The organism is Pseudomonas sp. NY15437 (genome assembly GCF_048068435.1).
GTDB classification, from domain to species: domain Bacteria; phylum Pseudomonadota; class Gammaproteobacteria; order Pseudomonadales; family Pseudomonadaceae; genus Pseudomonas; species Pseudomonas nitroreducens_B.
Genome location: NZ_JBLUQC010000004.1, coordinates 105162 through 122218, shown reverse-complemented (window position 1 = coordinate 122218; position 17057 = coordinate 105162). Strand labels below are relative to the sequence as shown.

14 protein-coding genes are annotated in these 17057 nt (G+C 67.3%); 8 read left to right on the top strand and 6 right to left on the bottom strand.

The window, feature by feature from the left end; genetic code table 11:
* Window positions 1-67: 67 nt before the first annotated feature.
* Together ACNFIA_RS10860 and ompR are read right to left on the bottom strand one after the other, a co-directional pair.
* The gene (locus tag ACNFIA_RS10860) at window positions 68-1387 is read right to left on the bottom strand and encodes an ATP-binding protein (RefSeq protein WP_259757936.1); all 1320 of its coding nucleotides are present in this window, start codon (window positions 1385-1387) and stop codon (window positions 68-70) included.
* Between the two features lie 233 nt (window positions 1388-1620).
* Window positions 1621-2361 carry a two-component system response regulator OmpR gene (gene ompR, locus ACNFIA_RS10855; protein WP_024762186.1) on the bottom strand — a complete coding sequence of 247 codons (741 nt, stop codon included), beginning with the start codon at window positions 2359-2361 and terminating at the stop codon, window positions 1621-1623.
* Window positions 2362-2726: 365 nt separating this feature from the next.
* On the opposite strand from ompR, the gene ACNFIA_RS10850 reads away from it, so the two are divergent.
* From ACNFIA_RS10850 to ACNFIA_RS10835, 4 genes are all read left to right on the top strand, one after another.
* Window positions 2727-5069, top strand: a complete 2343-nt coding sequence (locus ACNFIA_RS10850) for a Tex family protein (RefSeq protein ID WP_416784750.1) — start codon at window positions 2727-2729, stop codon at window positions 5067-5069.
* Between the two features lie 58 nt (window positions 5070-5127).
* Complete coding sequence (locus tag ACNFIA_RS10845; protein ID WP_416785410.1) at window positions 5128-5469, top strand: PaaI family thioesterase; 342 nt, start codon at window positions 5128-5130, stop codon at window positions 5467-5469.
* 163 nt (window positions 5470-5632) lie between these two features.
* On the top strand, window positions 5633-7219 hold the full coding sequence (gshA, locus tag ACNFIA_RS10840) for a glutamate--cysteine ligase (RefSeq protein WP_416784748.1): 1587 nt from the start codon (window positions 5633-5635) through the stop codon (window positions 7217-7219).
* 139 nt (window positions 7220-7358) lie between these two features.
* Window positions 7359-7640: a hypothetical protein gene (locus ACNFIA_RS10835; protein WP_416784746.1), complete on the top strand. Its 282-nt coding sequence runs from the start codon at window positions 7359-7361 to the stop codon at window positions 7638-7640.
* Here ACNFIA_RS10835 and argA read toward each other — a convergent pair.
* Both argA and argE read right to left on the bottom strand, forming a co-directional pair.
* Complete coding sequence (gene argA, locus ACNFIA_RS10830; protein WP_259757942.1) at window positions 7601-8899, bottom strand: amino-acid N-acetyltransferase; 1299 nt, start codon at window positions 8897-8899, stop codon at window positions 7601-7603. The genes ACNFIA_RS10835 and argA overlap by 40 nt on opposite strands.
* 184 nt (window positions 8900-9083) lie before the next feature.
* Entirely contained in the window at window positions 9084-10223 is a 1140-nt protein-coding gene (gene argE, locus ACNFIA_RS10825; protein ID WP_416784744.1) for an acetylornithine deacetylase, read from the bottom strand.
* Window positions 10224-10411: 188 nt separating this feature from the next.
* Between argE and ACNFIA_RS10820 the strand changes: the two genes are divergently transcribed.
* The 4 genes from ACNFIA_RS10820 to ACNFIA_RS10805 all read left to right on the top strand — a co-directional run bounded on the left by ACNFIA_RS10820 (window position 10412) and on the right by ACNFIA_RS10805 (window position 15199).
* On the top strand, window positions 10412-11776 hold the full coding sequence (locus ACNFIA_RS10820; protein ID WP_259757946.1) for an inorganic triphosphatase: 1365 nt from the start codon (window positions 10412-10414) through the stop codon (window positions 11774-11776).
* A 145-nt stretch (window positions 11777-11921) separates the two neighbouring features.
* Window positions 11922-13706, top strand: coding sequence for a GspE/PulE family protein (locus ACNFIA_RS10815; protein ID WP_259757947.1), 1785 nt, complete (start codon window positions 11922-11924; stop codon window positions 13704-13706).
* Window positions 13707-13826: 120 nt separating this feature from the next.
* Entirely contained in the window at window positions 13827-14753 is a 927-nt protein-coding gene (locus ACNFIA_RS10810; protein ID WP_259757948.1) for an SPFH domain-containing protein, read from the top strand.
* Window positions 14753-15199, top strand: a complete 447-nt coding sequence (locus ACNFIA_RS10805; RefSeq protein WP_259757949.1) for an NfeD family protein — start codon at window positions 14753-14755, stop codon at window positions 15197-15199. The genes ACNFIA_RS10810 and ACNFIA_RS10805 overlap by 1 nt, the downstream gene beginning before the upstream one ends.
* A gap of 153 nt (window positions 15200-15352) precedes the next feature.
* Here the strand turns inward: ACNFIA_RS10805 and lgt are convergent, their stop codons facing one another.
* Together lgt and ACNFIA_RS10795 are read right to left on the bottom strand one after the other, a co-directional pair.
* The gene (lgt, locus tag ACNFIA_RS10800) at window positions 15353-16153 is read right to left on the bottom strand and encodes a prolipoprotein diacylglyceryl transferase (protein WP_416784741.1); all 801 of its coding nucleotides are present in this window, start codon (window positions 16151-16153) and stop codon (window positions 15353-15355) included.
* 19 nt (window positions 16154-16172) lie between these two features.
* A complete protein-coding gene (locus ACNFIA_RS10795) occupies window positions 16173-16955 on the bottom strand; it encodes a sulfite exporter TauE/SafE family protein (protein WP_416784739.1) in 783 nt (260 codons plus the stop codon).
* Window positions 16956-17057: the final 102 nt, after the last annotated feature.

Here is a 17057-nt window from a genome sequence, read left to right as displayed (position 1 = left end):
CCTCGCCAGCTGGAGCAGCCAGCCGCAACGCCGTTCTGCCGGCGTGCAGCAGATCGTCAGCAGGCGCTCAGTGCGCGTCGCGCGGCAGCAGCAGGCCCAGCGGCAGACAGACGCGCGCTTCCACACCACCGCCCTCGCGGTTGCGCAGCTCGATGCTGCCGCCGTGCTGTTCGGCGATGCGCTTGACGATGGCCAGCCCGAGGCCGGTGCCCTTGCCGCCGCGCGCTTTGTCGCCGCGGAAGAAGGGGTTGAAGATGTTGTCCAGCTCCTGCGGATCGACGCCCGCCCCCCGGTCGAGCACGCTGAGCACCACATAGGGCGCGCCGCCGCCACCGGCCACGTGGGCCGCCACTTCGACCTTGCCGCCGCCGTGGTTCAGGCCGTTCTCGATCAGGTTGCCCAGCAGGCGCTTGATCGACACCCGGCGGAAGCGGAACAGCGGCAGCGTCTCCAGGCACAGGCGCACGCGGTTGCCGTTCTGGTTGAAGGCGTCCGCCACCTCGCGGATCAGGTCGGCGAGGTCGCCCTCTTCCACCGATTCGTCGCGCCCATCGCGGATGAAGGCGAGGAACTGGTCGAGGATGGCGTCCATGTCCTCGATGTCGCGGACCATGTCCTCGACCATCTCGCGGTCGCTGTCGGGCATCAGTTCCAGCGACAGGCGCAGGCGCGTCAGCGGCGTGCGCAGGTCGTGGGACACCCCGGCGAGCATCAGTTCGCGCTCGCGGCCGGCTTGCTCCACGTCGTCGGCCATCTGGTTGAACGCCCGGTACACCTCGGCCATCTCGCTGGGCGTTTCCGGCCCCAGCGGCAAGCGTACGCTGCGCCCCTTGCCGAACTCGCGGGAGGCGAACACCAGGCGCTTGAGCGGCTGGCTGAGCAGGCGCACGAAGATCCACGCGGCGGCGGTGGACAGCAGGCCGATGCCGAGGAACCAGCCGAGCACGCTCCAGATCTGCTGGCCGCGCAGCGGGTGCGGATAGAGCGGCACGCCGATCCAGCCTTCGCCCAGGGTCGGCGCGCGCACCCAGAGCATCGACGGATGGTGGATGCGCAGGCGCGTCTCGGTGTCGATGCCCAGCTCCATGCGCATCTGCCGCTGGAAGATTTCCGTGTACGGCCAGTGCACCTCCTCCGGCTGCCCCTGTTCGTGGGGCGCCCACTTCAGCCCGGCGGACTGGGCGATGGCCTCGCGCGACTTTTCGTCCGCCGCCCAGTACGCGCGCACGGTCAGCGCCGCACCGTGGCTGTACTGGCGGTCGACCAGCATGTCTTCGTTCATCAGCAGGTAGACCAGGGTCAGCGCCTTGGAAAACAGCACGACGATGAGCACCAGCCAGAGCGTGCGGGCGAAGAAGCTTTGCGGGAACCAGAGGGGTGTTTTCAAGAGGGCGTTACCAGGAGGCACTGATCGTAGCAGGAGAGGTGTCCGCCTCATGAACACCAAGCGAGCCGGCAGAACCCCTCTCCCTAGCCCTCTCCCTGAAGGGAGAGGGGACTGGATCGGCACCGGCTGAAACTGATGCGTCAGCCGGCACGGATGGCGCCCTCTCCCTTCAGGGAGAGGGCGGGGGAGAGGGAACCGGCGTTACGCCGCATCCATCGCCCCGAAAAGCTGGATCACTTGCGCGCCGCGCCATCCGGCACGAACACGTAGCCCACGCCCCAGACGGTCTGGATATAGCGCGGCTTCGACGGATCGGGCTCGATCAGCCGGCGCAGGCGGGAAATCTGCACGTCGATGGAGCGCTCCAGGGCGTCCCACTCCCGGCCACGGGCGAGGTTCATCAGCTTGTCGCGGGTCAGCGGCTCGCGGGCGTGCTGCACCAGGGCCTTGAGCACGGCGAACTCACCGGTGGTGAGCATGTGCACTTCCTCGCCCTTCTTCAGCTCGCGGGTAGCCAGGTGCAGCTCGTAGTCGCCGAAGGTGACGATCTCGTCCTCGCCGGCCGGCGCGCCCGGCACCAGCGGCGCCTGGCGGCGCAGCACGGCCTTGATCCGCGCCAGCAGTTCGCGCGGGTTGAACGGCTTGGCCAGGTAGTCGTCGGCGCCCTGCTCCAGGCCCGAGATGCGGCTGGATTCGTCGCCCTTGGCGGTGAGCATGATGATCGGGATCTGGTTGTTCGACTCGCGAAGACGCTTGCACGCGGAGAGACCATCCTCGCCTGGCATCATCAGGTCCAGCACGACCAGCTGGAACAGCTCGCGGGCCAGCAGGCGGTCCATCTGCTCGGTGTTTTCGACGGCGCGGACGCGATAACCCTGCTCATCGAGGAAGCGTTCCAGCAGACGGCGCAGGCGCGCGTCGTCATCGACCACGAGGATCTTTTCGCCTTCGGGCAGGGTGGCAGCGTTGCTCATGGAAACTCCCAGAATCTGATTCGGCGGGCATTATCGCCCAGCAGCCGCGCATCACGGCCTGTCCATTGTTAGCAGATTTTTCCCCGACCAGTCGCCCACCCGGTGAAATTGTCGCGGGTATAATGCGGCGCTTTTGCGGCGGGGCGTTGTCACAGGGCCTGTCGAGCGACCGGGAACTCCGGTCCAGATGCTCTGTTATGAGCCTGCTCATGATCGTGCGAGCTAGAGCAGAACAAGGCGAGGACAGCTGAGAAGGCTCCAGTTGACTGCAGTCAATGAGCATTTCTCAGTTGGCCTCAACGCAGTAATGCCGACGCGCAGCAGATCATGCGCCCCGTATTTCGTTGGTTTCACCAGGTGGATTCATGGACAGCATTAACACCCGTATCGCCGAAGAGCTTTCCGCACTGCCCTCCGGCCGCGTTCAACCACAGCAAGTCGCCGCTGCCGTCGCCCTCCTCGATGAAGGCTCCACCGTTCCCTTCATCGCCCGTTACCGGAAAGAAGTCACCGGCAGCCTGGATGACACCCAGCTGCGCATGCTCGAAGAACGCCTGCGCTACCTGCGCGAGCTGGACGAGCGCCGTGGCGCGATCCTCGCCAGCATCGAGGAACAGGGCAAGCTGACCCCGGAGCTGGCCCGCGAAATCAACCTCGCCGACACCAAGACCCGCCTCGAAGACCTCTACCTGCCCTATAAGCAGAAGCGCCGCACCAAGGGCCAGATCGCCCTGGAAGCCGGCCTGGGCGAGCTGGCCGACGCGCTGTTCAATGACCCGAGCCTGACCCCGGAAAGCGAAGCCGCGCGCTTCGTCGATGCCGAGAAGGGCTTCGCCGACACCCGCGCCGTGCTCGAAGGCGCCAAGTACATCCTCATGGAGCGCTTCGCCGAGGACGCCACCCTGCTGGACCGCCTGCGCGGCTTCCTCAAGGACAACGCCACCCTCGCCGCGCGCGTGGTGCCGGGCAAGGAAACCGAAGGCGCCAAGTTCAGCGATTACTTCGAGCACGACGAGCCGCTGAAGAACGCGCCGTCGCACCGCGCCCTGGCGATCTTCCGCGGCCGCAACGAAGGCGTGCTGAGCGTTACCCTGAAGGTCGGCGAGGAGCTGCCGGGCTCCGCGCACCCGTGCGAAACCATGATCGGCGAGCGCTTTGGCATCAGCAATCAGGGCCGCGCCGCCGACAAGTGGCTGTCCGAAGTGGTGCGCTGGACCTGGAAGGTCAAGCTCTATACCCACCTGGAAACCGACCTGCTGGGCGAACTGCGCGAAGGCGCCGATGCCGAGGCGATCAACGTCTTCGCCCGTAACCTGCACGACCTGCTGCTGGCCGCACCGGCCGGCCCACGCGCTACCCTGGGCCTGGACCCAGGCCTGCGCACCGGCGTGAAGGTCGCGGTGGTCGATGCCACCGGCAAGCTGCTGGACACCGCCACCGTCTACCCCCACGCGCCGAAGAACCAGTGGGACCAGACCATCGCCGTGCTCGCCGCGCTCTGCGCCAAGCACCAGGTGGAGCTGATCGCCATCGGCAACGGCACCGCCAGCCGCGAGACCGACAAGCTGGCCGCCGAGCTGATCAAGAAATACCCGGCGCTCAAGTGCACCAAGATCATGGTCAGCGAGGCCGGCGCGTCGGTGTACTCGGCCTCCGAGCTGGCCGCCAAGGAATTCCCGGACCTCGACGTTTCCCTGCGCGGCGCCGTGTCCATCGCCCGCCGCCTGCAGGACCCGCTGGCCGAGCTGGTGAAGATCGAGCCCAAGTCCATCGGCGTCGGCCAGTACCAGCACGACGTGTCCCAGCTGCAGCTGGCGCGCAGCCTGGATGCCGTGGTGGAGGACTGCGTGAACGCCGTGGGCGTGGACGTCAACACCGCCTCCGCCGCCCTGCTGGCGCGCATCTCCGGCCTCAACAGCACCCTGGCGCAGAACATCGTGGCGCACCGTGACGCCAACGGCGCGTTCCGCACCCGTGACGAGCTGAAGAAAGTCAGCCGCCTGGGCGAAAAGACCTTCGAGCAGGCCGCCGGCTTCCTCCGCGTGATGAACGGCGACAACCCGCTGGACGCCTCCGCGGTGCACCCGGAAACCTACCCGCTGGTGCAGCGCATCGCCGCCGACACCGGCCGCGACGTGCGCTCGCTGATCGGCGACTCGGCCTTCCTCAAGCGCCTGGACCCGAAGAAGTTCACCGACGAGCAGTTCGGCCTGCCCACCGTCACCGACATCCTCAAGGAACTCGACAAGCCCGGCCGCGACCCGCGCCCGGAGTTCAAGACCGCCGAGTTCCAGGAAGGCGTCGAGAGCCTCAAGGACCTCACGCCGGGCATGGTGCTCGAAGGCGTGGTGACCAACGTCACCAACTTCGGCGCCTTCGTCGACATCGGTGTCCACCAGGACGGCCTGGTGCATATCTCCGCGCTGTCGGAGAAGTTCGTCAAGGACCCCTACGAAGTGGTCAAGGCCGGTGACATCGTCAAGGTCAAGGTCATGGAAGTGGACATCCCGCGCAACCGCGTCGGCCTGTCCATGCGCATGAGCGACACCCCCGGCGAGAAGGTCGACGGTCCGCGCGGCGGCGGCCGCCCCGGCAACGGCGCCCCGCGTGGCGAGCGCAGCAGCGCCCCGCGCCAGCCGGAGAAGGCCCCGGCGAACAATGCCATGGCCTCGCTGTTCGCCAACGCCAAGCAGCTGAAGAAGAAGTGAGGAAAGCCCCGTGAGCGAGATCCCCAGCCGCGACACACTGATCAGCGCCTTCAGCGACATGGTCGGCCTCGAGCCGGTCAGCATCGGCGATGGCGTGGCCGAGGTGAGCCTGACGATGGCCGAGCACCTGCGCAACCGTGGCAACATGATGCACGGCGGCGCGCTCTTCTCGCTGATGGATGTCGCCATGGGCCTGGCCTGCTCCAGTGCCCATGGCTTCGACCGGCAGAGCGTCACCCTGGAATGCAAGATCAACTACATCCGCGCGGTCGCCGAGGGCGAGGTGCGCTGTGTGGCCAGGGTCCTGCATGCCGGTCGCCGCTCGCTGGTGGTCGAGGCGGATATCCACCAGGGCGACAAGCTGGTCGCCAAGGGACAAGGCACCTTCGCCCAGCTGTAAATGGCGCCCGCGCCACTGACCTATGCTGTCGTCCGGAGCCCGAATGGCGGGCACCGGCGCAGCCTCTCTCCGAGCCAGGCGACAACGCCGGTTGTGTTCTCCCCTTGTAGACCGTCCAGTCCACCCCCATAGTGGGGCGATTGCCGTGTGAAGGACTTCCAACTTGAGCGACCAACTCTCCCGCCGCCTGGCCCTGCTTGGCGATGCCGCCAACCTGTCCCTGCTCACCCAGTGCCTGCACGGTATCGAACGCGAATGCCTGCGCGTCGATGAGCGCGGCAAGCTCGCCCTGACCCCGCACCCGCGTGCCCTGGGTTCGGCGCTGACCAACCCGCAGATCACCACGGACTACTCCGAGTCGCTGCTGGAGTTCATCACCCCGACGGCCACCAGCGTCGAGAAGACCCTGGACGAACTGGGCGAAATCCACCGCTTCGCCAGCGCCAAGCTCGACGGCGAATACCTGTGGAGCCCGTCGATGCCCTGCGAGCTGCCGGATGAGGAAAGCATCCCGATCGCCCGCTACGGCAGCTCGCACATCGGCCGCCTGAAGTACGTCTACCGCAAGGGCCTGGCCCTGCGCTACGGCAAGACCATGCAGTGCATCGCCGGCATCCACTACAACTTCTCCCCGCCCGAGGGGCTGTGGGAGCTGCTGCGCCAGGACGAGGGCAGCGAGAAGAGCGCGCGGGACTTCCAGTCGCACCGCTACATCGCGATGATCCGCAACTTCCGCCGCTACAGCTGGCTGCTGATGTACCTGTTCGGCGCATCCCCGGCCCTGGACGCCGGCTTCCTGCGCGGCCGCCCGCACGGCCTGGACGCCTTCGACGAACACACCCTGTACCTGCCCTACGCCACCAGCCTGCGCATGAGCGACCTGGGCTACCAGAACAACGCCCAGGCGGGCCTCACGCCCTGCTACAACGACCTGGACAGCTACATCGACAGCCTGCGCCGCGCGGTGAGCACGCCCTATGCGCCGTACGAGAAGGTCGGCACCAAGATCGATGGCGAGTGGGTGCAGCTCAACACCAACATCCTGCAGATCGAGAACGAGTACTACTCGAGCATCCGCCCCAAACGCGTCACCTACACCGGCGAGCGCCCGATCCAGGCGCTGATGGCCCGTGGCGTGCAGTACGTCGAGGCACGCTGCCTGGACATCAACCCCTTCCTGCCGCTGGGCATCGACCTCGTCGAGGCGCGTTTCCTCGATGCCTTCCTGCTCTATTGCGCGCTCTCCGACAGCCCGCCGCTGGGCGGCTGCGAGTGCGGCGCGGCCACCAGCAACTTCCTCAAGGTCGTGAAGGAAGGCCGTCGTCCGGGGCTGAAGCTGGAACGCGGCGGCCAGCAGATCGCGATGAAGGAATGGGCCGGCGCCCTGCTCGACGCCATTGCACCGATCATCGACCTGCTCGACCGCGCCAATGGCAGCGGCCTGCACGCGCAGAGCCTGGCCGAACAGCGCGCCAAGGTGGCCGATGCCGACCTGACGCCGTCGGCCCGCGTCCTGGCGGAAATGCGCGAACGTGGCGAAAGCTTCGAAGCCTTCGCCCTGCGCTACAGCCGCCAGCACGCGCAGACGCTGCGCAGCGAGCCGCTGAGCGCGGAGCAACAGGCTCGCTTCGAGGCCATGGCCAGCGAGTCCCTGGCCGAACAGGCGGAGCTGGAGAAGCAGCCCGAAGGCGATTTCGATACCTTCGTCGCCGCCTACCAGGCCAGCATTCTTGGGCTGATCAGCGTCTGAAGTTGCAAGAAATCGCTGACAGGCAGCTCATAGAGTTCTGATCGGCAACCTGCGCGTCGGGAGGGAGAATCCTTCCTCCTTTCGGACCCTGCCCAGCCTTGCCGGCAGCGGTCCAGCCAAGACCGCAGGAAAGCCATCCATGCTCCCTCCTTCCCCCCAATGGACGCTCCATCAACTGGAAGTCGCCTACCGCCAGGGCTATCTGGAAGCGCTGCTCGAGCGCCAGCCCCGTCGCCCCAGCCATGACATCCTCGCCGCCAGCTGGGAAGCCGGCCGGCGCGACGGCGCCCAGCAGCGACGCCAGCGCCGCGCCGCGCCCGAGTCGGCGCCCCGCCAGGCGCTGGACCTGGGCGAGCCCGGCACGCTCAAGGCCAGTTTCGATCAGAGCGCCTTCTCGAACACCTGGGAATTGCGCTGGTAGTTGTACAGCGACGCCCGCGCCGCCGGCAGGCGCTCGACGCTGCTGGGCTGGAAGCCGCGCTCGCGGAACCAGTGGGCGGTGCGCGTGGTGAGCACGTAGAGGGTCTTCAGCCCGAGGTTGCGCGCGCGCTGTTCGATGCGTTCGAGCAGGTCGTCGCCGCGCCCGCCGTGGCGGTACTCGGGGTTCACCGCCAGGCACGCCAGCTCGCCGGCGTCGGAATCGGCGATGGGATAGAGCGCCGCGCAGGCGATGATCAGCCCTTCGCGCTCGACGATGCTGAACTGCTCGATCTCGCGCTCCAGCACCTCGCGGGAGCGACGCACCAGGATGCCCTGCTCTTCCAGCGGGCGAATCAGCTCCAGCAGGCCGCCGACGTCCTCGATGCCCGCCTCGCGCAGTTGTTCGAACTGCTCCTGGGCCACCAGGGTGCCGTTGCCGGTGCGGGTGAACAGCTCGCTGAGCAGCGAACCGTCTTCGGTGTAGCTGACGATGTGGCTGCGCCGCACGCCGGCACGGCAGGCCTGGGCGGCGGCGTCCAGCAGCTCGCCCTGGTAGCTCGCACCGAGGCGCTCCAGGTGCGCCGGCACCTGCTGCGGGCGCAGTTCGCGCACCAGCTTGCCGTCGTCGTCCAGCAGGCCGCGTTCGGCCCCGTAGAGGATCAGCTTGTCCGCGCCCAGGTCGATGGCCGCGCGCATGGCCACGTCTTCGCAGGCGAGGTTGAAGATTTCCCCGGTGGGCGAGTAGCCCAGCGGCGAGAGCAGCACGATGCTGCGCTCGTCGAGCTGGCGGTTGATGCCCTTGCGGTCGATGCGCCGCACTTCGCCGGTGTGGTGGTAGTCGATGCCGTCGACCACGCCGATCGGCCGCGCGGTGACGAAGTTGCCGGCGGTCACGCGCAGGCGCGAGCCCTGCATCGGCGAGGCGGCCATGTCCATCGACAGGCGCGCTTCGATGGCGATGCGCAGGCTGCCGACGGCGTCGATGACGCAGTCCAGGGTCGGCGCATCGGTGACCCGCAGGCCACGGTGGAAGCGCGGCGCCAGCCCGTGGGAGGCCAGGCGCGCCTCGATCTGCGGGCGCGAACCGTGGACCAGCACCAGGCGCACGCCCAGGCTGTGCAGCAGCACCAGGTCGTGGACGATATTGCCGAAATTGGGGTCTTCGACGCCCTCGCCGGGCAGCATCACCACGAAGGTGCAGTCGCGGTGGGAATTGATGTAGGGCGAAGCGTGGCGCAGCCAGTTGACGTAGTCGTGCATTGCTTGAAAAGCCTGTCGTTCGAGTGGGCGGAAAGCTGTCGGATGCGGCCGGGGCACGGCCTGAGGCGGCGCGGTTATCGTCGTCGCATGAACATCGACAGGTTTCTCCTCTTGGATAGGGTGGGCCCGTTATCGGGGCGCTCTACAGGCAACGCTTCAGCGGTGGCTGACGTCGGAAACAGTCCTACAGACAGTAATGACGAATCAGCCCGCGCAGTAATTCGACGCACGGCTCGATTCGGTCGAGCGCCAGGTGTTCGTCCGGCTGGTGGGCGCAGGCGATGTCGCCGGGGCCCAGCACCAGGGTCTGGCAGCCGAGTTGCTGAAGATACGGTGCTTCGGTGCCAAAGGCTACCGCTTGTGCCGTGTGCCCGGTCAGACTTTCGGCCAGCCGCACCAGTTCGCTCTGCGCCGGCTCCTCGAAGGGTGGCACGGCGGGGAACAACGGCGCGTAGTCGATCTTCACCGCATGGCGTTCGGCGACGGGTACGAGGCGCTCGCGGATGGCCTGGCGCAGCACGTCCGGGTCCATCCCCGGCAGGGGGCGCAGGTCGAACTCCAGGGCGCACTGGCCGCAGATGCGGTTGGGATTGTCGCCGCCGTGGATGCAGCCCAGGTTGAGGGTGGGCTGCGGCACGCTGAACTGCGGATTGTTGAACTGCGCCTGCCACTGGCTGCGCAGGCCCTGCAATTCGCCCATCACCGCCTGCATCGCCTCCAGCGCACTGCGCCCCAGGCTCGGGTCGGAGGAATGGCCGCTCTGCCCGAGGATGTCGATGCGCTCCATCATCACGCCCTTGTGCAGGCGGATCGGCTTGAGATTGGTCGGCTCGCCGATCACCGCCGCGCGCCCCAGCGGCCGCCCCGCCTCGGCCAGCGCGCGGGCGCCGGCCATGGAGCTTTCCTCGTCGCAGGTGGCCAGCAGGATCAGCGGCTGCTTGAACGGCTGCCCCAGCAGCGGCAGCAGCGCCTCGATGGCCAGGGCGAAGAAGCCCTTCATGTCGCAGGCGCCCAGGCCGAACCAGCGCCCGTCACGTTCGCTCAGGCCCAGCGGGTCGCTTTTCCACAGGGCTTCGTCGTAGGGCACGGTGTCGGTGTGGCCGGCCAGCACCAGGCCGCCGGGGCCACTGCCGAGGGTGGCGAGCAGGTTGAACTTGCCCGGCGACACCGGCTGCATCTCGCAGGCGAAGCCCAGGTCCACCAGCCAGTTGCCGAGCAGCTCGACCACCGGGCGGTTGGACTGGTCCAGCGCGGGCTGGGTGCAACTGACCGACGGCAGCGCGATCAGCTCGGCGAAACGTTGTTTGAGTGGCGGCAACGGCATGGCGTACTCCGGAAGACAGGCCCTCACTATGGACCATGCGGCGATGCGGTAAAACCTCGCGGAGCCCGGCAGGAATGGTGAAGTCCTGTAGACTGCATGACTTTGAAGTCTTTTTCGCACCCGTCGTTCCGTCCTTCATACAGCAGGATGGGAAATCGGACGCGACCGCTCTGAACCGGACCCCCGCCATGCAGAAAGAAACCGAAATCAAACTGCGCGCCAGCCGCGAGACCCTCGAAGCCCTGCGCGAGCACCCGGCGCTGAAGAAGCGCAACAAATCCGGCTGGGAGCCCCGAGAGCTGTTCAACCAGTACTACGACACGCCGGCCCGCGACCTGGCCCGCGCCCGCGTGGCGCTGCGCCTGCGCAAGGACGGCGAGCAGTTCATCCAGACCCTCAAGACCCGCGGCCAGAGCGTGGCCGGCCTGTCCGAGCGCAACGAGTGGGACTGGTACCTGGAGAAGAACAAGCTCGACCTGAAGAAACTCGACGACCAGTGCTGGCCGGTCGCCCTGGCCGACCTGGACAAGAAGACCCTCAAGCCGATCTTCAGCACCGATTTCACCCGCCAGCGCGCCGAGATCGCCTGGGGCCGCGGCAAGGCCAAGGTGGTGATCGAAGCCGCGCTGGACCTGGGCAAGGTCGTCGCCGGCAAGCAGGCCGAGGAAATCTGCGAGCTGGAACTGGAACTGCGCCAGGGCGAGCCCGAGGCGCTGCTGGACCTGGCCATCGAACTCGCCGCCGACCTTGCGCTGATGCCCTGCGACATCAGCAAGGCCGAGCGCGGCTACCGCCTGTTCGACCCGGCCAGCTACAGCGTGCAGCCCGACACCCAGAAGCTGCTGCATGAAACCCCGCTGGACGGCGCCTTCGCGGCGCTGTCGTGGTCGCTGCTGGGCAGCAGCCAACGCCTGGCCGAGCAATACCGCTTCAACGGCCACTGGAGCCTGCTGGAAAGCTGGCTGCAGCAACTGGTCGACCTGCGCGCCCTGCTCGGCAGCCTTGGCCAGGCCGTGCCGCGCGCCAGCACCCGCGAACTGCGCGCCGCCCTCGATGCCCTGATCGCCGACTGGCAGCCGCGCATCGAACAGGGTCGCCACGACGAATCCGTGCGCCAGCAGATGCCCGCTGCCTTCCGCGAGGAACTGGCGAACCTGCGCTGGGGTCAGTTCTCCCTGAGCACTTCGCGCTGGCTGCTGGGCAAGGCCTGGACCGTGGAGCGCAACGAGCGCGCCAACCGCCTGGGCGGCTCCGCCGTCGGCAAGTGGCTGCAGCGCACCCTGGCCGAAGAGGCCCAGGCCATGCCGCTGCAACGCGCCCAGCAATTGCCCGAAGTGCTCGCCGACCAACTGCCGCGCCTGCAGCGCATGCTGGTCTGGCTGCGCCTGGCGCGCAGCGTGCTGGAGCTGCCGGAAACCGACCGCCTGTACGGCGAGCTGGCCAAGCTGCAGGAGCTGCTCGTGACGCCCGACGCCGAGGGGCGCCTGGATGCCCTGGCGGCTCAGGCCCATACTGTGCTGACCCTCAAGTCGTGGAAGGCGCTTTTGAAATAATCTTCCGGCGAGCGGCGCGCCCGGGCTCTTCGCAGGAGCGAGTTCGCTCGCGCACCAGACCTGGCACCGTGCCAACGAGGTTCGCGAGCAAGCTCGCTCCTACAGATCGCCGCGTCCCGGCCCGCCACGCCCCACAGGAGTTCTGATGTCCGTCTTCGCTTCCTCCGCCCAGGACCGTCTGCTCGACCTGGGCGATATCCTCCGCGAACTGGTCGCCCAGGGCCGCGTCGATCAGAACGACGCCGAACAATGCCTGGCGATCCGCCGCAGCGCGGTGAAAAACCAGCAGCATCCGCTGGAGTTCCTCGCCGCGCAGCAGGTCGAGGACCGTCAGCGGCCGGGACGCAAGCTGGACCTGGAAACCCTGGTGCATTGGCTGGCGGAGTTCTCCGGCCAGCCTTACCTGCGCATCGACCCGCTGAAGATCGACGTCGCCTCGCTGACCCCGCTGATGTCCTACGCCTTCGCCCAGCGCCACCAGATCCTGGCGGTGGCGGTCAGCCCGGACGAAGTCACCATCGCCAGCGCCCAGCCCTTCGTGCGCGCCTGGGAGAGCAACCTCACCCACGTGCTCAAGCGGCCGATCAGGCGCGTGGTGGCCAACCCGGTGGACATCCAGCGCTTCACCGTGGAGTTCTACCGCCTGGCCAAGTCGGTCAGCGGCGCCACCGCCAAGGACATGAAGCTCAGCGGCGTCGGCAACTTCGAGCAATTGCTCAACCTGGGCGCCAGCGACCAGGAGCCCGATGCCAACGACGCGCACATCGTCACCATCGTCGACTGGCTGTTCCAGTACGCCTTCCAGCAGCGCGCCAGTGACATCCACATCGAGCCGCGCCGCGAGCAGGGCACGGTGCGCTTCCGCATCGACGGCGTGCTGCACAACGTCTACCAGTTCCCGCCCCAGGTGAGCATGGCGGTGGTCAGCCGCCTGAAGACCCTGGGCCGCATGAACGTCGCCGAGAAGCGCAAGCCGCAGGACGGCCGGGTGAAGACCAAGACCCCGGACGGCGCCGAAGTCGAACTGCGCCTGTCGACGCTGCCCACGGCCTTCGGCGAGAAAATGGTAATGCGGATCTTCGACCCGGAGGTGCTGCTCAAGACCTTCGACCAGTTGGGCTTCTCGCCGGACGACCTGCGCCGCTGGGAGAGCATGACCAGCCAGCCCAACGGCATCATCCTGGTCACCGGGCCGACCGGTTCGGGCAAGACCACCACGCTCTACACCACGCTCAAGCAACTGGCGACCGACGAGGTGAACGTCTGCACCATCGAGGACCCGATCGAGATGATCGAGCCCACGTTCAACCAGATGCAGGTGCAGCACAACATCGACCTGACCTTCGCCAGCGGCGTGCGCGCCCTGCTGCGCCAGGACCCGGACATCATCATGGTCGGCGAGATCCGCGACCTGGAGACCGCCGAGATGGCGATCCAGGCGGCGCTCACCGGCCACCTGGTGCTCTCCACGCTGCACACCAACGACTCGCCCACCGCCATCACCCGCCTGCTGGAACTGGGCGTGCCCTACTACCTGATCCGCGCCACCGTGCTCGGCGTCATGGCCCAGCGCCTGGTGCGCACCCTGTGCCCGCACTGCAAGGCGCCGATGGAACTGCACGAGGAAGACTGGCAGGAAGTCACCCGCCCCTGGAATGCCCCGCTGCCCACCGGCGCGCACCAGGCCGTGGGCTGCCTGGAGTGCCGCGACACCGGCTACCGGGGCCGGGCCGGGGTGTACGAGATCATGCTGCTGAGCGAATCGCTGAAGGAGCTGATCACCGCCGATACCGACCTCATCCCGCTGCGCCGCCAGGCCTTCAAGGAGGGCATGCGCAGCCTGCGTCTGTCCGGCGCACAGAAGGTCGCGGCAGGCCTGACGACCATCGAGGAAGTGCTGCGGGTCACGCCGCAAAGCGAGCAGAAGTGAGCCACCCGTCAGTCGCTTGAGAAAAGTCCTCGGGCGGCTGCTGCACTTTCCTGCATGCCAGCCTGGCGTGCCGGTTACACTCGATCCTCCCCTATCCACGCCAGACAAGGAGTCCTTCGCATGGAAATCGGCAGCGTCGCCCTGCTTTTCGTCATTCTCGCCATCGTCATCGTTCTCATGGGGTTCAAGGTCGTGCCCCAGGGCTACGAATGGACCATCGAGCGCTTCGGCCGCTACACCGTCACCTTGAAGCCGGGCCTGAGCATCATCATTCCGGTGGTGGACCGCGTCGGGCAGAAGATCAACATGATGGAGCGCGTGCTCGACGTGCCGCCGCAGGAAGCGATCAGCGCCGACAACGCCATCGTGCAGATCGACGCCGTGTGCTTCTTCCAGGTGGTCGACGCGGCGCGCGCGGCCTATGAAGTGAGCGGGCTGGAAAACGCCGTGCGCAACCTGGTGATGACCAACATCCGCACCGTGCTCGGCTCCATGGAGCTGGACCACATGCTCAGCCAGCGCGACGCGATCAACGAGCGCCTGCTGCGCACCGTCGACGAGGCCACCGCGCCCTGGGGCCTGAAGGTCACCCGCATCGAGATCAAGGACATCAGCCCGCCGGCCGACCTGGTGGAAGCCATGGCCAGCCAGATGAAGGCCGAGCGCCTGAAGCGCGCGCAGATCCTCGAGGCCGAAGGCCGCCGCGCCGCCGAAATCCTCACCGCCGAGGGCAAGAAGCAGGCGCAGATCCTCGAAGCCGAGGGCCTGCGCCAGTCGGCCTTCCTCGAATCCGAAGCGCGCGAGCGCCAGGCCGAGGCCGAAGCCAAGGCGACCCAGGTAGTCTCCGAAGCCATCGCCAGCGGCAACGTGCAGGCGATCAACTACTTCGTCGCGCAGAAATACGTCGACGCCCTCGGCCAACTGGCCAGCTCCAACAACAGCAAGATCGTGCTGATGCCGCTGGAGGCCAGCCAGGTGATCGGCGCGGTCGGCGGCATCGGCGAGATCGTCAAGGCCACCTTCGGCGACAACAAGGGCCGTAGCTGATGCTGGGCTTCCTGGAGCACCTGGGCTTCTGGGACTGGCTGGGCCTGGGCATCGTCCTGCTGATCCTGGAGATCTTCGGTGCCGGCGGCTACCTGCTGTGGATCGGCATCGCCGCGGCGCTGACCGGCGTGCTGTCGTTCCTGCTGCCGGGGCTGGACTGGGTCTGGCAATGCCTGGCGTTCGGCGTGCTGGCGATCCTCACCGCGCTCTACTGGTGGAACCACCAGCGCCTGAACAAACGCCAGGCCGTACCCTCCAGCCTCAACCGCCGCGGCAGCGAGCTGGTCGGGCGGCAGTTCACCCTGCACGACGCCATCGTCGGCGGACGCGGCAAGATCCGCGTGGGCGACAGCGTCTGGCTGGTCAGCGGGCCGGACCTGCCCGTCGGCGCGCAGGTCCGCGTGACCGGACAGGATGGCGTGCTGCTTCTCGTCGAACCCGTCTGAGCGCCGATCTAGCCGGTATCTGTAGGAGCGAGCTTGCTCGCGAACATGCCCCGCTGCGAGTGTTGGTTCGCGAGCAAGGACTGGGCGTCCCCCTCGGTCCTACGAAAAGCAAAAAAGCCCGCCGATCGGCGGGCTTTTTCATTCAGGCGATACTCAGCTCGCAGCCGGCTGTGCCGGTGCGCGGCGGTAGGCCCACACCATCAGCGCGATACCGCCCAGCACCATCGGCACGCACAGCACCTGGCCCATGGTCAGCCAGCCCCACGCCAGGTAGCCCAGTTGGGCATCCGGCACGCGGACGAACTCGACGATGAAGCGGAAGATGCCATAGCACAGCACGAACAGGCCGGACACCGAGGCAGTCGGGCGTGGCTTGCGGGTGAACAGCCAGAGCACGACGAACAGCGCCACGCCTTCCAGCGCGAACTGGTACAGCTGCGACGGATGGCGCGGCTCCGGGCCGCCGGTGGGGAAGACCATCGCCCAGGGCACGTCGGTCACCTTGCCCCACAGCTCGCCGTTGATGAAGTTGCCGATGCGCCCGGCGCCCAGGCCGATCGGCACCAGCGGCGCGATCAGGTCCATCAGCTGGAAGAAGCTCTTGTTGTTGCGCTTGCCGAACCACCAGGTGGCCAGCATCACACCGATCAGGCCGCCGTGGAACGACATGCCGCCCTTCCACACCTCGAAGATCAGCGTCGGGTTGGCGATGTACTCGTCCAGGTTGTAGAACAGCACGTAGCCCAGGCGACCGCCCAGGACCACGCCGCACGCCACCCAGAAGACCAGGTCGGAGAGCTTCTCCTTGGTCCAGGTCGGGTCGAAATCCTTCAGCTTGCGCGACGCCAGCAGCCAGGCGCCGCCGATGCCGATCAGGTACATCAGGCCGTACCAGTGGATTTTCAGCGGCCCGAGCGATACGGCAACCGGGTCGATCTGTGGATAAGGCAGCATCCGCTTCTCCTAGCAGGAATCAGATCAGGAAACTCAAGCCCACGCCGAACAGCAGCAGGGCGAACAAACGCTTCAGCACCTTGGCTGGCAGGCGATGCGCCAACCGGGCCCCGAGGCGGGCGAAGAACATGCTGGTGACGGCAATGCCGACCAGCGCCGGGAGGTAGACGAAACCCAGGCTCAGCGGCGGCAACTGGTCGTGGTGCCAGCCGACGACGATGAAGGATATCGCGCCGGCGATGGCGATCGGCAGGCCGCACGCCGAGGAAGTCGCAACCGCCTGTTGCATGGAGACGCCGCGCCAGCTCAGGAAAGGCACGGTCAGCGAACCGCCGCCGATGCCGAAGATCGCCGACGCCCAGCCCACCAGGCCGCCGGCCACGCCCAGGCCGAAGCGCCCCGGCAGCTCGCGCGCCCCCTTGGGTTGCAGGCCCAGGGCCATCTGCAGCGACACCAGGATGGCGAAACTGCCGATGATCTTCTGCAGCACCGGCCCCTGGATCTTCGCGGCGGTGATCGCGCCCAGCGCGCTGCCGACCAGGATGCCCACGGTCATCCAGGCGAACACCGGCCAGCGCACCGCGCCGCGGCGGTGGTGTTCGAGGATCGAATTGACCGAAGTGAAGATGATGGTCGCCAGCGAAGTACCGACCGCCATCTGGGTCAGCACGTCGGGCGAAAAACCGTGGGCGCCGAAACTGAACACCAGGGCGGGGACGATGATCAACCCGCCGCCGACGCCGAACAGGCCGGCGAGCACGCCAGCACAGGCGCCAAGCACCAGGTAGAGCACGAACTCCATGGGCAACCTCGGGCAACAAAGCGGGCATGGTAGCCGAAGGCTCCGGGGCGCTCCAGCCACTCCGGGACTTCGCTGGATGTTGATAGACTGCGGACACACTAC

Excerpts from the sequence above, each read along its gene's own strand:
- ompR (WP_024762186.1), bottom strand. The coding sequence starts at position 2,361 with ATGAGCAACGCTGCCACCCTGCCCGAAGGCGAAAAGATCCTCGTGGTC.
- ACNFIA_RS10850 (WP_416784750.1), top strand. The coding sequence starts at position 2,727 with ATGGACAGCATTAACACCCGTATCGCCGAAGAGCTTTCCGCACTGCCC.
- ACNFIA_RS10845 (WP_416785410.1), top strand. The coding sequence starts at position 5,128 with ATGGTCGGCCTCGAGCCGGTCAGCATCGGCGATGGCGTGGCCGAGGTG.
- ACNFIA_RS10835 (WP_416784746.1), top strand. The coding sequence starts at position 7,359 with ATGCTCCCTCCTTCCCCCCAATGGACGCTCCATCAACTGGAAGTCGCC.
- argA (WP_259757942.1), bottom strand. The coding sequence starts at position 8,899 with ATGCACGACTACGTCAACTGGCTGCGCCACGCTTCGCCCTACATCAAT.
- argE (WP_416784744.1), bottom strand. The coding sequence starts at position 10,223 with ATGCCGTTGCCGCCACTCAAACAACGTTTCGCCGAGCTGATCGCGCTG.
- ACNFIA_RS10820 (WP_259757946.1), top strand. The coding sequence starts at position 10,412 with ATGCAGAAAGAAACCGAAATCAAACTGCGCGCCAGCCGCGAGACCCTC.
- ACNFIA_RS10815 (WP_259757947.1), top strand. The coding sequence starts at position 11,922 with ATGTCCGTCTTCGCTTCCTCCGCCCAGGACCGTCTGCTCGACCTGGGC.
- ACNFIA_RS10810 (WP_259757948.1), top strand. The coding sequence starts at position 13,827 with ATGGAAATCGGCAGCGTCGCCCTGCTTTTCGTCATTCTCGCCATCGTC.
- ACNFIA_RS10805 (WP_259757949.1), top strand. The coding sequence starts at position 14,753 with ATGCTGGGCTTCCTGGAGCACCTGGGCTTCTGGGACTGGCTGGGCCTG.
- lgt (WP_416784741.1), bottom strand. The coding sequence starts at position 16,153 with ATGCTGCCTTATCCACAGATCGACCCGGTTGCCGTATCGCTCGGGCCG.
- ACNFIA_RS10795 (WP_416784739.1), bottom strand. The coding sequence starts at position 16,955 with ATGGAGTTCGTGCTCTACCTGGTGCTTGGCGCCTGTGCTGGCGTGCTC.